Source organism: Candidatus Uhrbacteria bacterium (assembly GCA_016699205.1).
Classification (GTDB): Bacteria; Patescibacteriota; Patescibacteriia; order 2-12-FULL-60-25; family 2-12-FULL-60-25; genus CAIXDN01.
This window is the reverse complement of sequence record CP064964.1, coordinates 503,072-517,664: the sequence shown is the minus strand read 5'-3', so window position 1 is coordinate 517,664 and position 14,593 is coordinate 503,072. Positions and strand designations below refer to the sequence as shown.

Below are 14,593 nucleotides of genomic sequence, written 5' to 3'. Positions count from 1 at the left end.
GCAGACAGTACCAAATGTCGCTAGAAATGTGAAGAGGGAGGCTATATCAGCCTCCCTCTAGTCAGCCGGCCGCTTGTCGTAGCGGGATTCCGTTCATGAATCTCGCGATGCCATTTTTGGCTTCTGGGAAATGATGGAAACGGACGTTGGTGATGTTGGGTAGATGGTAGAGGGGGTCGCCGGGGAGGTGAACGCCTTTCGGTTCCTGCAGAAGGGCAAGGACCGGACGTCTCTCCATGGATGCAAACATGACGATGGCGCCTCGCAAATCATTTTGGCCGTCGCGGACAACGACGACACAGTCTGACTTGATAACGAGTGGCAAAATCTCGGCAAAGAACGTGGGCGCGAGCTCGACCGACTTTGTGTCGGGTGCTGGCGTCTGAGCGCGGGGAAAGACACCGCTCGTGCTCTTCTTGAGAACTTGGCCAAAGGTAGAGAGTTCCGCAGAAATTTCTTCGTGGAGATCTTTCTGCGTGTCGATGAACTTGGCTGTTTGCGGGTCGATCATCGCCCCTGCAACCGTCAGCTGACGCGCGATCAGCAATATCTGTCGCATAGAAACCTCCGCTCATGAAGCATAGCACAGGAGCGTCTTGCCTAAAAAAAGCATTTCAAGTAGATTTCTCCCGTTCGCGGGTGTCGTATAATGGCTATTACCACAGGTTTCCAACCTGTTGACAGGGGTTCGATCGATTCCCCTCACCCGCTCCAACAAAAAAGCTCCCGACGCGGGAGCTTTTTTGTTTATTTATTTGATGATGTTCGTCACCTCGACAACCAATGTCTTCAGATAGCGACCCTCCGGAAACGCGATGCGCTCGGCATGATCGATGTCATGTCCAAGTTCCGCAATCAATCGCACATCGCGGCCAGCCCGTCCTGCGGCAATACGCAGCATCGACTTGAATTCATCAGGAGTCACGCGTCCGGAACAAGAGCTCGTCACGAGAATGCCGCCTTGGCCAAGACGCATCAAGCATTCCATATTGAGTTTTGTGTACGCATCGAGCGCGTTCTCGGATTGCGTGCCCGTTTTTGCAAAAGCCGGCGGATCACACACGATCAAATCATAGGGTGCGCCAGCAAGTTCGCGTTCGCGAATCAAATCCATCACATCGGCCTCGAGCAAAAGGAATTGGCTTTCATCTTCTGGATCAAATCCATTCGCTTTCAAGTTTTGCTGCGCAAGTTCCAACGCCGATTCTGACAAATCAACCGTCGTCACAAAACTCGCACCGCCTTTGGCCGGCATGCACGCTAAATCCGCCCGTATATCCAAAGAGATTCAATACATGTTTGTCCTTCGATAGCGTTCCAACGCAAGTGACGGCGTCTCGCGCTGATCAAGAAAGAATCCCGTTTTCTGTCCGCCAAGAACATCGGCCAAAAATGTCAGACCATGTTCCTTAAATGCGACCGGCTTATCGATCTCACCGTGACGAACAATCGGCTCAATCATCTGCAAACCATCGCGCAAACGCGACTCGATGTCGGAGCGCTCCACGATCGCGCGTGGCTCAAATACTTCCTGTAACGCCTGGAGAATCTCCGTACGCAAACGATCCATACCGGCCGTATGAATCTGCATGACGATCACATCCGCATAGCGATCCACAATCAATCCTGGAATGCCATCCGACTCGGCATACACAACGCGATACCCATCCGTATCCGCAGGAAGATGTGTCTTTTTCCAGGTATCGATGGCACGCAACTTCTCGATAAACCAATCCGTATCGATCACAGCTTTGCTATCGGTCGTCAGCATGCGGATACGGATCGACGCACCCGCGCCCCATGTTCCAAGGCCGATCGAATCACCTTTGGCCGACTGCACTAAAACAAGCTCGCCATTAGCCGGAGATGGCTTTGGTTCTTTGGCAATCGCTTTGGAAAAAATCCAAGGATGACCCGCGCGTACTGGCGTGTCTCGGCCCGGCAATAATGTGGCGATGGGGTAGTTCATAAATCACGCGATGTGTAGCACGATTTTTCGATTCTGTCGAGGGTTCTTATAAAACAATAAACGGCCCGACAGATGTCGGGCCGTTATAGCGGTAGGCCTGTACTAGCTGGCGATCGGGGAGTGAAAGGAGAATCCGTTGCCATGCTCTGTGGCGGAGGAGAGGATGATCTCCCGCATGGAAGGTATGACATTGTCGTTCGTGTCGAGGAACCCGAGCTCTGCGAGTTTCCACTGGCAGCCGATGAAGAACTCGTGATTCTCGTCCCGACACCTCATAACGAGGTCGTTCAAGAGAATCGCTCCGTTCTTCATGTCTTCCTGCATTTCCTTGACCTTGGACATGACCTGCTTCACGAGGAAGCTCGAGACCCTATGGCCGGACTTGAGCGTGACGACCGGCGACTCGTCTGTGAGCGAGGACTGGAGCTCCATGGATACCCCCGTTAAAGGTGCGTGGGTTGGAATTAATGCCACAACCAACTGTTTTCGTCAATAACGAAAGGGTAAAACAAATCCGCCTTTCGGCGGATTTATTGATGGTCGGGCTGGTGGGACTCGAACCCACGACCCTCTGCTCCCAAAGCAGATGCGCTAGCCAACTGCGCTACAGCCCGATGAGTCCCAGCATCCTAGACGAAATCATCAAAAAAGAGAAGACCCCGATCCAGTACGTCGGATCGGGGTCAGAATAGCGCCGGGCAGGGCGCCGCACTATCAGTTGCCAGCCTGGACTCTGGCAGCTTTAGCTCTTCATGCGTCTTGATGTCGCGCTTCCGGAGGTCGGGACACAACATCACCTGCCCTAGGATTTCGCCCTTGCGGACGCGATTTGGACGGATCCTTATACAGCTCGCGCGGTGAGCCACCGCGTCCGCTGGTCGGGGATAAGCTCGCCTTCCAAATTCCTGTACGTAGGTCAGAATCTCACATATTCCGTGTTTTTCGTCAACGGGTTAAGGTGCTTGTATCTATGCGACTCGTTGTCGACGCCAGAATGATGGGAGCCGGGAAAACCCGCGGTATTGGACGTTATATAAAGGAGATAACCGACCACATCCGCCCAAAACTGACACAAAACGATGAACTCGTGCTGCTGGAATCCTCAATTACTTGGTACGGCTTAGCCGAACAGCTCCGTTTTCCTTCAGTTATCCGCGCCGCCAAACCCGACCTCCTCTGGGTTCCGCACTGGAATGTCCCGCTTCTCTATCGAGGCCCGCTCGCCATCACCATCCATGATCTTCTTTTGCGGCATCAACCCGCGAGCGCCAAAGCTTCCACGCGTGGTCCGATCATTTCTTGGTTAAAGCGGCTCGGTCATCGCATCGTTCTATCAAACGCGATTCATCGCGCTTCAATCATCCTCGTCCCCACGCAAGCGGTTGCCGATGATATAAAAAAATATTACCCATCAGCATACAAGAACGTTGTTGTAACAGGGGAAGGACTAAGTGCAGTGGTCAGTGATCAGGTGTCAGGTGTCAGTACTGACCACTGGCCACTAAAAACTGAAAACTATCTTCTCTACGTCGGTTCCGCATATCCGCACAAACGTCTCGATCTGCTCATTGATAGCTGGTCGATCATTTCAAAAAAACATCCGCAGCTCTCGCTTGTCATCACCGGCAAGGACGATGTATTTCTCTCACGTATCAAATCCCAGGTCCAAAATAATGGCGTCAAGAATGTACTCTTTGTCGGTTCGCCTGACGACCAAGAGCTCGCAACGCTCTATTCCAACGCTTCCGCCTTTGTCTTCCCGACCTCGTTTGAAGGTTTTGGCCTACCGCCAATCGAGGCGCTTTCAGCCGGAACGCCAGTCATCGCCTCGGATATTCCGGTGCTGCGGGAAGTCCTACCCTCGGAAGGCGTTTTCTTCTTCAAGTCTGGCGATAAAGATGGTATGATTACGGCGATCGAAAGCTGCCTAGCCGACCTCCCAAAAGCCAAGTCGGAAGCCCACCAAGGAGGCCAGGAAGTACGCCGTCGCCATCGCTGGGAAGACGCGGCAGGCAAGACGCTCGCCGCACTCCGCTCCATCGCACACCATCATTGATCATTCCCCATGCCGCGCTCCAAGCGACAACCTAAAAACCAAAGACCCGAGTGGCGCGTCATGAACGAGCGCTCGCGTCTGGAGAGTCAGCTCGCCAACGTGGTCGAGCATGTCGAGGTTGATTCGGCATCGGTTTCAATGTCGGTAGAAACGGAAATAATTAAATCCAGCGTCCAGGAAACAGCGCCACTGCAAAATCCGATTCTCGATTTGGACATCGCGCTTGTCCAAAAAATTGTACGTGTCTCGCACGCCAAGCGTTTGGAAGTCCGACAAGGGGATCACAGCGCAAGCGCACATGTTTTGCCGGTTGTCCGCCCGGCTCGCGCTCACAAGCCGGAACTGCATCAGCCAGTCATGGCAGAGATTCACAAGTGGAGCGCTCCCTACGACGCACCCGTCTCCCTCGACGCGCTCGCCGCCGCCGCATCCGACTTGTCTTTGGTTCAGCCCGACCCGCACTGGTACGTCGAGCAATACACGCCAGGCGAGGCCGAGACAGCTTTTCAGGAACGCTATCGCTGGTGGAACAGAATTCGCGCGCCTTTCATTACCTGGGAACATGCGGATTTGGGTGAAGCTAAGCCTCGACCAGTCCAAGTCGCGGAGAAAAAGCCTTCCATCGCTCAAGAAATCGTCGCTTTTGAACATAAGGTCGAGGATGCTGTTGAAGAAATCCGTGAAGACGTCGAGCAGGTCATTACCAACACCGAGCAAGCTTGGGGTGCACCTGTTTTGGTGCCGCGTTTGGCGCCTTTGCGTGTCGTTGCCGGTTTTCTGGGTCTCGCACTCTTTGTTTCATTGCCAGCCGGAGCCGTCTCTCTCGGACGTTCGCTTTCTGCATCTTGGACATCGATTGAAGGCAATAGCCGCGCCGCTATCGATGAAGCAAAAGCGATGGAATGGGGGAATGCCGCTGCTTCTCTCGCTGAAAGCGACCGCGCATTGAATCGCGTTAACGTACTCGCGGTTGCTGTTTCTCAAGCGCTCCCGCAAACACGCGATGCCTACGCTTCAGCCCGCGCGCTCGTTGCCTCCGGACAAAAAGCTGCAGAAGCCGCCGGCATGCTCGCCAAAGGCGCGGACAAGGCAAAAGACGGAATGATCCGCTACCCGGTAGAACGCATCCGTCTCATGCAGACGTATATCGAAGCCGCCGCTCCGCTTTTGGAAGACGCGGTTAGCTCGATGTCGCGCGTGAAGTTGGAATCGTTGCCGGCCGATGTTCGTCCGCAAGCAGAAGAAGCGCAGGAACTGCTTTCCAAAGTACAAACCGGTTTGCGTGAATTACGCGTTCTCTCGGCTTTCGCTGCCGCCGCAGTCGGAGAAGAATCGCAGCGCCGATACCTCATTGTCTTTCAAAACCCAGCTGAGCTCCGTCCAACCGGCGGTTTCATGGGTTCGTACGCAGAAGTCGTGTTTGATCGCGGAGAAATCAAATCGCTTTCCGTACCAGGTGGCGGCCCTTACGACCTTCAAGGTCAGCTCAAAGCTCGTGTCCGTGCGCCAGGCCCGATGCGCCTCATTGCCGATCACTGGGAATTCCAAGACGCCAACTGGTTTCCGGATTTCGCCGCCTCGGCCCAAAAAATCAACTGGTTCTGGAGCCAAGCCGGCCAGCCGACGCTCGATGGCATTCTCACGGTCAACGCTCGCCTTGTTGTAAACCTGCTCAAAATTACGGGTCCGATTGAAATGCCGGAATACGGCAAAGTCATCACCTCGGAAAACTTCATGCAGGAAGCCCAGCTCGCCGTTGAGGTCGAGTATGATCGCGAGGAAAATAAACCAAAAAAATTCATTGGCGATTTGATGGCAAAATTGCTCGAGCGCATCAGCAAAGCGTCCAATGAGCAATGGATCGATATTGCAAAACTCGGAACGGATGCCTTGGTTGAAAAAGATATTCAAGCTTGGTTCACGCGCGACAATGAGCAAGAGCTCTCCGACCGCTTTGGCTGGTCGAGCCGTCTCAAAACGGTTCCTGGCGATAGTCTTGCCGTCGTAAATACCAACATCGGCGGACAAAAATCCGATCTATTGATCGATGAAAAAGTCGAGCACGCCGCAACCATCGCTCCGGACGGCTCCATCACCGATAAAGTCACCATCACGCGCACGCATCGCGGACAAAAAGGACAGATTTTCCATGGCGCTAACAATGTCACCTATCTGCGCGTGTATGTTCCGCAGGGAAGCGAGCTCATCGCCGCTTCAGGTTTCAATCCGCCTGCACAAAACCTGTTTGAAACCCCGCTGCCAACCGATCCGGAAGACCAAGATGTGGTCGCAAATGAATCGCGTCCCCGCATTGGCCCTGGCAATGTCCGCATCACCGATGAATTTGGCCGCACGGCATTTGGCGGATGGATTCAGCTCGAGCCGGGCGAGACAGAAGTCACGGAAATCGCCAACCGATTACAAGAGGGTGTTGGTCGAGCTTCCAGCGCCCGCAGACCGGCTTACGTTCTCCAGCTCACGAGTCAATCGGGTAAGCCTGAGCGTGTTATTAAGTCTTCCGTTGCCTTACCGGCCGAGTGGCAAGTTTCTTGGGCTAACAACAATCAGCCAACGATCGGTTATGATGGGCTCTGGAACCGCGATACGGTTGTCGCCGGATTATTACAAACGCCATGACGACGCCCTCCTCAGGACATTCAAAAAAACGCCTTCCGCCTCCGCCTCCACGCCCATGGAAGAAGGCGTTTTTTTCCTATTCCGAGGATGAAACCGATGACAGAAAAAAGAAAGGCGATGAAGTCGCCAGGGGATTGGAAAAAATCTATCTCGCAGAAGGCGGCAAAAAAGATCTTGCTACGCTCGAGCACTCCAAGCCGCATCGCATCCGCCGATTTTTCACCTGGCTGCTTGTTTTGTGTGCGATGACGAGCGCCGTTGCTTGGCTCGGTCTTGTCTGGCTCCAGCCAAATACGGAAATCGATGATCTCGGTCTTGAGGTAGCGATTGAAGGTCCTTCATCGATCACGCTCGGCCAAGAACAATCGTTCGTCGTGAAGTATCGCAACCGTGCCTTCCAGCCTGTTTCCGATGCCGAGCTCCGTCTCGCCTGGCCCGCCGATTTCCAAGTGACCTACACCGACCCATGGCCAACGGAAACCCAGAACACGGCCTGGAAACTTGGCATGCTCGCTCCGGCGGCAGAAGGTCAGATCACGGTACGGGGTATTTTCCTTGGATCACTCGGCGCTAAAAGCGCATTTCAAGCCATCGCCACCTATCGACCCTCCGGTCAAACTCGTTCACGTGAATCCCTCGCCACGCAATCGCTTGATTACGGCGCTTCGGTTTTTGATGGACGCGTTCTCTTGCCCGCCAAAACCATTGCTGGCGACCAAGTGCCTTTTACCTTTGAACTCGCCAATCGCGGCAGCCAAGAATTATCCGGCTTGATCGTCCGCTACGCATTTCCAACAGGCTTCATCCCAACAGCTTCAACAGGTACCACACTTTTGCCGACAGCTGATGGTCATGAATGGGAACAGACGCTCTCGACGCTCGCCCCCAGTGCTACAAGCACATGGAATTTCGCGGGCTCCTTTGTCTCCGGTAGCTCCGGTGAATCCGTTTTTAAAGTTCGCGTCGGTCGATTGCGCGGCACAGAGTTCCTCACGCTCTATAGCCAGGAATCGATGGTCCCGGTCTTGGCTGGCGACCTAAGTTTACGCATGGTCGCCAACGGTTCCGACTCCGACCGCACCATGCAGCCGGGCGATTCTCTGCGTATCGCTATCGCCTATAAAAATGTCAGCCCGGAAACGCTCGGAAATGTAACCGTAACATTAGGCGTCGAGTCTCTCGTGAACGGCGTATCGGCCACAGGTACAACTCTCGTCGATTGGACCGAGCTTGAAGCCTCCGCGCGCGGCACAACAAGTACTAAACCCCGCATCCAGACCATCCGCTACGACAAAAATACCATTCCGGATTTTGCCGAGCTGGCCCCCGGAGAAGAGGGGACCATTGAAGTCACGCTACCCTCGCTCGGCGTGACCAGCGGAACCAAGGACGCGCTGATCAGCCTCGACCTCACAGGTACGCTCGCGACCGTCGGCAAGGATAAAGTGAACCGCGTTCTCCGCGCCAACCCGATCCGCGTCCGCTATCGCACCGACGCCGACGTAAAAGCCATCGCCCGCTATTTTACGGAAGAAGGCGCACCGCTCGGAACCGGTCCATTGCCGCCAGTCGCCGGAAAAACCACGGTCTATCGTATTGAATGGTCGATCGAGAAAAAACTCCACGGTCTCGATAATCTCGAGGTCTCCGCAGCCTTGCCGCCCAATGTTGCTTGGAGCGAGCAGTCGCTCGTTGATGCAGGTGATATCGTCTATGAAGAAGCGACGCGCACCGTTCGCTGGAAATTAAACCGCATGCCAGAGGATATCCGTGATTTAACCGCCCGCTTTGATATCTCCCTCACACCTTCTGACCTCGATATCGGCCGCTTTGCCCGCTTGCTCGGCGAGACGCGTTTAACGGCTACCGACGCCGCAACCACCGAGCCTTTGGTACGCGCCAAGCCCGCTCTCACAACAGATTTGATCAGCGACGAATCCGCAGAAGGTAAGGGTGTGGTAAAAAAGCCGTAAGATTGACAAAACATTATTATTGTGATGAGGTGCGGATATGGGTGACACGATGTCGTACGGCGAACAGGCATACAGGCTCTTCATGGATCTTCCGAGGGGGCTTACCCTTCCGGAGACGCAGCTCGCATCTCTGCAGAACAAGATGAACGACCACCTCGGCTACCGAGGTTCCGACTTCATCCGTCTCGAGAGCGCTCACGACCTGAAGACGCTACCCGAGGCCGCCGCCATCGCCGCCATCGCTGTCATGCCCACCATGAAGCAGACTCCCACGCCCTCCGTGGGGGACATCGCTTCCATACTCTGAGCGCTCGCGCTTTCCGTCTCTACGCCCCGGTCCAACATAGGTTGGTCCGGGGCTCGTCGTTTTTATGCTATTCTTTGGCCAGTATGGACGGAGAAATTCGCCAAGAAAAACCCGCCGCTCTGAGGCAGCGTGACCGCTCGCGTTCCGAGCTTGTTCGGCTTAGGGATGAGCTTCCGCCGGAGAGCAAGAAGCGGAAGATTATGGATGGGCGCCTCGAGCTTTTTGATGCCCAACATGATAATACGGGTTCATGGAAAGGTGACTACTTTGGCCGCGACATGGTCGAGGACTTAACCAAGCGTGGCTTTGAAGGGGAGGGGGAAGAGCAAATACTTGCCCCCCGTCCGGAAGATCTCAAAACACATTACCTCCTCGTAAACATGGGTGAGCTTGATCGCGTGAATGCGGAAGGAGATCACTCAAGTGGAGACAAGGCGCTTGAAGCTGCCGCGGCTCGTATTAGAAAGACGCTCGCGACTGTCCTCAAGCCCTCCCAGTTTGACGTCTATCGAACATCCGGAAATGACTTCAGTGTCCGTCTCAAAAATGCCGATCGCGCAACGGCGGAGAAAATTACGCACGCTCTCAGCGATGCAAAAGACGCCCTAGCTGCCATCGGTCCCGACGCTCCAATGGAAGCAAGTTTGGCGAGCCAGTCCGACATGGTTGGAATCATCAATGCGCTGAAGCCGGAAGAACGTAAGGCATTATTTTCTGCGGAAAAGCCGGAAGGTCCTGCTATCGGCGTCGTGAAGGAACTGTTGCAGCAACAGAACGATCGCCAAAAAGTGGAAAGCCGCATGAAGCGCATGCAGGAAATGATCGATACGCAACCGGCAAAGGCCGAGGAGTTTTATTTGAAGTATCAAAAGGTGCTCGCAGAATTATTTCGAAATGCGGATGAAAAGGACCCGCCCGATTTTGAAACATTCCAACAGCGATTTGCCGCGGCCGATATCGACGCCAGACACCGCCTCGCGGAGAGTGAAGCCCGCCGGCAGTACGCAAGCCGTCGTGACACCCAGCGCGGCATCGATAGAACGCTCGGCGAGTTTGCCGCCCAGCAGAAGCTCGGTATCCCGGGCTTTCCTGATGTGATCTTGAAGGGCGAGGCGTCGGCGGCGGAGCGTACGGAGAATGGATTTGAACCTCCCAAGCCAACACGCGGCTTTGCCGAGATCGCCAAGAAGCGCGCCAAGGTCGATGAACTCAAAGCCGCCGGCGCAGACGCCGACGATATCGAGCTCGCCGTACTCGATGCGGAAATTGAAGCCGCCGACCGCAATCCGGCCACGGGTCTTGCGGAACGCGGCCGCATGTTCAAGCAGATGGAAAGCGGTTTAGAGAGTGGGAAGCCCGTCGGCGTCGTCTACATCGACCTCGCGTTCCTGAAGTATTTCGATAAGGAAGGAAACGATAAGACCGGAAACATCGCGATTAAAAAAGCCGCGGAACTTCTCGACGGAATCGCCGCGGAAGCATCCAAAGAAGGAATACTCGTGGAGGCGTATCGCGTCGGTGGCGATGAATTCGCCTTTGGCATCACGGGCGGTGGCGATGATGCCGCGGAACGCATTAAAGAAATGATACTGGCCCGCCAGCATGAGGCTGCGGCAATCCCGCTTCAGGGCGATGCGGCTCTTGGGAAGTTTTACAAGCAAAAATTGTCGTTCAACTTTGGTTCGCTCGGTCCTTTGGATCTAGAGGGGATGCGCAAGCTCGTCGCCGACAATGGTTTGCCGATGAATTCCGAGCCGGGATCAAAAGAAGAGCGCAACGAACTCGCCGAGTACGCGCTCCGCTTTGCCGACAAGCAGCTGGAAATTCAAAAAGGCTTCAACCGCATCAAGCTACTCGTCGAGGAAAAGTGGGCAGGGGAGAAGTCGGGGGACATGATGCGTTACGAACAGCTCCTGAAGTACTCGCAGAAAGCTATTTTTGGTGCGGAAGGCGAGTTGCTGATTAAACAGTTGTCGACCAAAGGCGAGGTGGAAGGCGAGGAAGTCCTCAAATTTGTCATCGATCAAATCAAGAAAAAGGGTGCCACCAAGGAAAATTACGAGGATTCGATCGATAAAGTCATTGATGCGCGAGTCCGTGAGCTCTATTTTGACCAGCAGATCAATGGCTTGAAGCATAAGATCTCGATTTTGGAGGGGGAACTATCGCATACCAAGGTAGAAAACATCAGTCTGAAGCAAAAAGTCGCGGAATTGGAGCAGGAAGTCCAAAACGTCTCCAATTTGAAGCAGCGCATCCTTGCATCCTAGGGCTTTACCAATAAAGAATTGTGGTATACTCAGGGAATTAACAGTTTATGAATTTGTCCCGACGCCGACCCGGTTCCGTGCATATCAATGCCCCGTCTTTTCCGACGATTTCTCAGCCAAGCGTCTATCGCCGTATCGCTTACACATTCATCGCGCTGACCGTGGTGATCGTGTTGGCTGTTTTGTGGCTGACATCGGTCAAAGCGGAAGTGTTGGTAAAGGTGAAACGCGACCGCGTGCGTCTCGATGGCGTCGTTGAGGTCGCCAAAGAACCAAAAACGGGACAAATTCCTGGCCGCGTTGTTCAGGGCGTATTTGAAAAGGTCCAAGAGTTCCCGGTTCTCGGTGCCGCCGGCGAGCCAGTCGATCCCACAAAGGCTCCGACGACCACTCCTGCGCCTGTCGTGACTCCGGTACCTGTCGTAAACGAGAACGTGATTGCTAAAGGTACGGTACGCATCGTTAACAAATACTCAAAGTCCCAAACCTTGGTAAAGACAACGCGTCTGCTCACAAGCGATAACAAGCTCTACCGCATCGACGCACAGGTCGTTGTCCCGCCAGGTGGGGAAGTGTCGGTCGGTGTATACGCCGATAAGCCAGGAAGCCAATTCGTGCTCACCGGTCCGCAGAAATTCACGATTCCAGGACTCTTTGTCGACATTCAACAATACATCTACGCCGAGTCCGACGCTGCTTTCCAAGCGGTAGCTCAGGATTCTGCCGCTGCAACCAAGCCGGTCACGCCTCCAGCTTCTTCTGCCGCGACAACGACAAAGCCAAAAGCTGGTAAACCGGTCATGCAGAGCGATCTCGACCGCGCAGAAAAATCCCTGACCGACACCGTCCTCAACCAAGCAATGAAATCTCTCGCCGGTGAAGTCGGAAGCACCACCAACTTGGAAGTCGTGTACGTCGTGAAAGTCGTTGATCGCAAGTTCATGGTTCGCCCAGGCGACGTCGCTGAGAACTTCCTCGCCTCCATCAAGCTCGATGTCACCGCCGTCTACTACGGAAAAGAGGATATGCAGACCTTGGTTCGATCCCGTCTCCGCGAGCGTGTCCCGACCGGCCGAGAATTCTTACCGTTCGATAGCGGCGCCATTACCTACTCGCTCGAGTCATCCGATATTGCGCAGGAAATCGCCTCCATCCGCGTTTCCGCCGACGCTGCCTATCGCTTGAGCCCAGCCAGTCCTTTGCTGCAGAAGTCTGTCATTGCGGGGAAGAGTAAATCAGAAGCGGAGAGCCTGCTGCGAGCCGTAGAAGGGGTGGAATCCGTAGAAGTAAAAATCCAACCAGCGTGGATCGATTCCGTGCCAAGTCTCAAAGACCGCATCGATCTAAAAGTGGAATAACCAATAGAATGCTTGACCTCGGTCAAGCATTTTGGTTTCATGGTGACATCCCCGGCCTCACCAACCGGCGCAAAAAACAATCGATACCAAGAGCGGTCTGACCTCGGTCAGGCAATTCGGGTGGAACCCCCCGACGAACGTCGGGGCCCGACGAAACACATAGGCTGTTTCGTTTTTTGTTTCATGAATAATCCCTTCACTATGGACTATCCGATAATGACTCGCCGCCACTCCGCGGCCCATGTTATGGCCGCTGCGATCAAACGCGCCTTCCCAGAAGCCAAGCTCGGCGTTGGCCCGGCCATCGAGAGCGGTTTTTATTACGATATCGATATCGGTCGCCCGGTTACTCCGGAAGATTTGAAATTGATCGAGAAAGAAATGCAGCGCATCCAAAAAGAAAACCCCGCCTTCACCCGCGAGGAAGTCTCGCTCGATGACGCGATCAAACTTTTTTCAGAACTCGACCAGACCTACAAAGTAGAATTGTTGAACGATTTGAAGACCAAAGGCACCACAAAAGTTTCTGCCGAGGAAGCTCAAGACGTTGACCCACAGAATGTCGGCGTCATTACGATTTATCGCACCGGCGATTTCATCGATCTTTGCCGCGGCCCTCATGTCACGGAAGCCAGAGAAATTGGCGCCTGGAAATTGAACAAGGTCGCCGGCGCCTATTGGCGCGGCAATCAGGAGAACGCACAAATGCAGCGCATTTACGGACTCTGCTTTGAAACCAAAGACCAACTCAAGGAATATGAGACGATGATGGCGGAAGCCGAGAAGCGCGACCATCGTAAACTTGGTGCCGAGCTTGATCTCTTCACCTTCTCACCGCTCGTCGGCTCCGGCTTGCCACTCTTCACCTCGCGCGGAACCATTCTCCGCCAAAATCTCACTGACTTCATCTGGGAATTGATGCAGCCATACGGTTACGAGCGCGTCATGATCCCGCATATCGCCAAAACCGACCTCTACAAGACATCTGGCCACTGGGACAAGTTCGAGGATGACCTCTTTCACGTCTCTAGCAAGAAAACCGATGAAGCATTCGTCTTGAAGCCAATGAACTGCCCCCATCACACGCAGATCTTTGCTTCCAAGCCCCGTTCCTATCGCGATCTCCCGATCCGCATGAGTGAAGTCACGACCGTTTATCGCGATGAAAATACCGGCCAGCTCCAAGGTCTCACCCGCGTCCGCTCCATTACGCAGGACGATGCTCACGTTTTCTGCCGCGCCGACCAAGTAAAGGATGAGGCGCTTGCCATCTATCGCATCGCTGAAGCCTTTTACGCGGGTTTTGGCATGAGTTTCCACCGCGTACGCCTTTCCGTCCGCGACCCGGCCCACCCGGAGAAATATCTTGGTGAAGGACATGTTTGGGATGCTGCAGAAAAAGCGCTTGCAGAAGTCATGCAGTCTGTCGGCCGTGATGTGGAGATCGGAGAAGGGGAGGCAGCCTTCTACGGCCCCAAGCTCGACTTCATGACCAAAGACGCGATCGGCCGCGAGTGGCAATTGGCCACGATTCAGCTCGACTTTGTCCAACCAGAACGCTTTGGCCTCGAGTACGTCGCCACCGACGGCACCCATCAGCGCCCTGTGATGGTTCACCGCGCCATTCTCGGCTCTGTAGAACGCTTCATGGGTATTATGATCGAGCACTACGCTGGCGCCTTCCCGCTCTGGCTCGCTCCGGTTCAAGTCGGAATCCTTCCCGTTGCTGATCGTCACATCGATTTCGCAAACGAACTCGCCAAAGAGCTCCGTGCCCAAGGCTTGCGAGTCGAGGTAGACGCTTCAACGGAATCCGTCGGCAAGAAAATCCGCAACGCGGAGAAGATGAAGCTTCCACGCATGCTCGTTGTCGGCGATAAGGAAGCAGAAGGCGGTCCGCTCACCGTCCGTGTACGCGGAGAAGCCGACCAAAAATCCATGGACAAGGCAGACTTCATCGCCGATGCCATCAAATCGATCAAAGAACGTCTTGCCTAAAACAAAAATCCCTCCGCTCGGAGGG

At 54.4% G+C, this 14,593-nt stretch carries 11 protein-coding genes and 2 tRNA genes; 8 read left to right on the top strand and 5 right to left on the bottom strand.

All coding sequences use genetic code 11. The features are described 5' to 3' along the window. Nucleotides 1-61 precede the first annotated feature (61 nt). On the bottom strand, nucleotides 62-559 hold the full coding sequence (locus IPH19_02595) for a hypothetical protein (GenBank protein QQR61320.1): 498 nt from the start codon (nucleotides 557-559) through the stop codon (nucleotides 62-64). A gap of 76 nt (nucleotides 560-635) precedes the next feature. On the opposite strand from IPH19_02595, the gene IPH19_02590 reads away from it, so the two are divergent. Continuing rightward, nucleotides 636-714 (top strand) — tRNA-Gly (locus IPH19_02590). Nucleotides 715-751: 37 nt separating this feature from the next. On the opposite strand, the gene IPH19_02585 is transcribed toward IPH19_02590, so the two are convergent. The 4 genes from IPH19_02585 to IPH19_02570 form a co-directional block, all read right to left on the bottom strand. Next, a complete protein-coding gene (locus tag IPH19_02585) occupies nucleotides 752-1,255 on the bottom strand; it encodes a methyltransferase domain-containing protein (GenBank protein QQR61319.1) in 504 nt (167 codons plus the stop codon). Between the two features lie 33 nt (nucleotides 1,256-1,288). Beyond that, nucleotides 1,289-1,969, bottom strand: coding sequence for a hypothetical protein (locus IPH19_02580; protein ID QQR61318.1), 681 nt, complete (start codon nucleotides 1,967-1,969; stop codon nucleotides 1,289-1,291). A gap of 102 nt (nucleotides 1,970-2,071) precedes the next feature. Then, on the bottom strand, nucleotides 2,072-2,401 hold the full coding sequence (locus tag IPH19_02575) for a hypothetical protein (GenBank protein QQR61317.1): 330 nt from the start codon (nucleotides 2,399-2,401) through the stop codon (nucleotides 2,072-2,074). A gap of 105 nt (nucleotides 2,402-2,506) precedes the next feature. Beyond that, a tRNA-Pro gene (locus IPH19_02570) sits at nucleotides 2,507-2,583 on the bottom strand. Nucleotides 2,584-2,939: 356 nt separating this feature from the next. Here IPH19_02570 and IPH19_02565 point away from each other — a divergent pair. The 7 genes from IPH19_02565 to thrS all read left to right on the top strand — a co-directional run bounded on the left by IPH19_02565 (nucleotide 2,940) and on the right by thrS (nucleotide 14,568). Beyond that, a complete protein-coding gene (locus tag IPH19_02565) occupies nucleotides 2,940-4,025 on the top strand; it encodes a glycosyltransferase family 4 protein (protein QQR61316.1) in 1,086 nt (361 codons plus the stop codon). 9 nt (nucleotides 4,026-4,034) lie between these two features. Next, on the top strand, nucleotides 4,035-6,662 hold the full coding sequence (locus tag IPH19_02560) for a DUF4012 domain-containing protein (protein ID QQR61315.1): 2,628 nt from the start codon (nucleotides 4,035-4,037) through the stop codon (nucleotides 6,660-6,662). Beyond that, nucleotides 6,659-8,635: a hypothetical protein gene (locus IPH19_02555; GenBank protein ID QQR61314.1), complete on the top strand. Its 1,977-nt coding sequence runs from the start codon at nucleotides 6,659-6,661 to the stop codon at nucleotides 8,633-8,635. Before IPH19_02560 ends, IPH19_02555 begins: the two co-directional genes overlap by 4 nt. A gap of 82 nt (nucleotides 8,636-8,717) precedes the next feature. Further along, nucleotides 8,718-8,942 (top strand): hypothetical protein, encoded by a 225-nt coding sequence (locus IPH19_02550; protein QQR61313.1) that lies wholly within the window; start codon nucleotides 8,718-8,720, stop codon nucleotides 8,940-8,942. Between the two features lie 83 nt (nucleotides 8,943-9,025). Continuing rightward, the gene (locus IPH19_02545; GenBank protein QQR61312.1) at nucleotides 9,026-11,212 is read left to right on the top strand and encodes a diguanylate cyclase; all 2,187 of its coding nucleotides are present in this window, start codon (nucleotides 9,026-9,028) and stop codon (nucleotides 11,210-11,212) included. A 47-nt stretch (nucleotides 11,213-11,259) separates the two neighbouring features. Then, nucleotides 11,260-12,570 (top strand): hypothetical protein, encoded by a 1,311-nt coding sequence (locus tag IPH19_02540; protein QQR61311.1) that lies wholly within the window; start codon nucleotides 11,260-11,262, stop codon nucleotides 12,568-12,570. Nucleotides 12,571-12,771: 201 nt separating this feature from the next. Further along, on the top strand, nucleotides 12,772-14,568 hold the full coding sequence (gene thrS / locus IPH19_02535) for a threonine--tRNA ligase (GenBank protein ID QQR61310.1): 1,797 nt from the start codon (nucleotides 12,772-12,774) through the stop codon (nucleotides 14,566-14,568). Nucleotides 14,569-14,593 lie beyond the last annotated feature (25 nt).

Excerpts from the sequence above, each read along its gene's own strand:
- IPH19_02595 (QQR61320.1), bottom strand. The coding sequence starts at position 559 with ATGCGACAGATATTGCTGATCGCGCGTCAGCTGACGGTTGCAGGGGCG.
- IPH19_02585 (QQR61319.1), bottom strand. The coding sequence starts at position 1,255 with ATGCCGGCCAAAGGCGGTGCGAGTTTTGTGACGACGGTTGATTTGTCA.
- IPH19_02580 (QQR61318.1), bottom strand. The coding sequence starts at position 1,969 with ATGAACTACCCCATCGCCACATTATTGCCGGGCCGAGACACGCCAGTA.
- IPH19_02575 (QQR61317.1), bottom strand. The coding sequence starts at position 2,401 with ATGGAGCTCCAGTCCTCGCTCACAGACGAGTCGCCGGTCGTCACGCTC.
- IPH19_02565 (QQR61316.1), top strand. The coding sequence starts at position 2,940 with ATGCGACTCGTTGTCGACGCCAGAATGATGGGAGCCGGGAAAACCCGC.
- IPH19_02560 (QQR61315.1), top strand. The coding sequence starts at position 4,035 with ATGCCGCGCTCCAAGCGACAACCTAAAAACCAAAGACCCGAGTGGCGC.
- IPH19_02555 (QQR61314.1), top strand. The coding sequence starts at position 6,659 with ATGACGACGCCCTCCTCAGGACATTCAAAAAAACGCCTTCCGCCTCCG.
- IPH19_02550 (QQR61313.1), top strand. The coding sequence starts at position 8,718 with ATGGATCTTCCGAGGGGGCTTACCCTTCCGGAGACGCAGCTCGCATCT.
- IPH19_02545 (QQR61312.1), top strand. The coding sequence starts at position 9,026 with ATGGACGGAGAAATTCGCCAAGAAAAACCCGCCGCTCTGAGGCAGCGT.
- IPH19_02540 (QQR61311.1), top strand. The coding sequence starts at position 11,260 with ATGAATTTGTCCCGACGCCGACCCGGTTCCGTGCATATCAATGCCCCG.
- thrS (QQR61310.1), top strand. The coding sequence starts at position 12,772 with ATGGACTATCCGATAATGACTCGCCGCCACTCCGCGGCCCATGTTATG.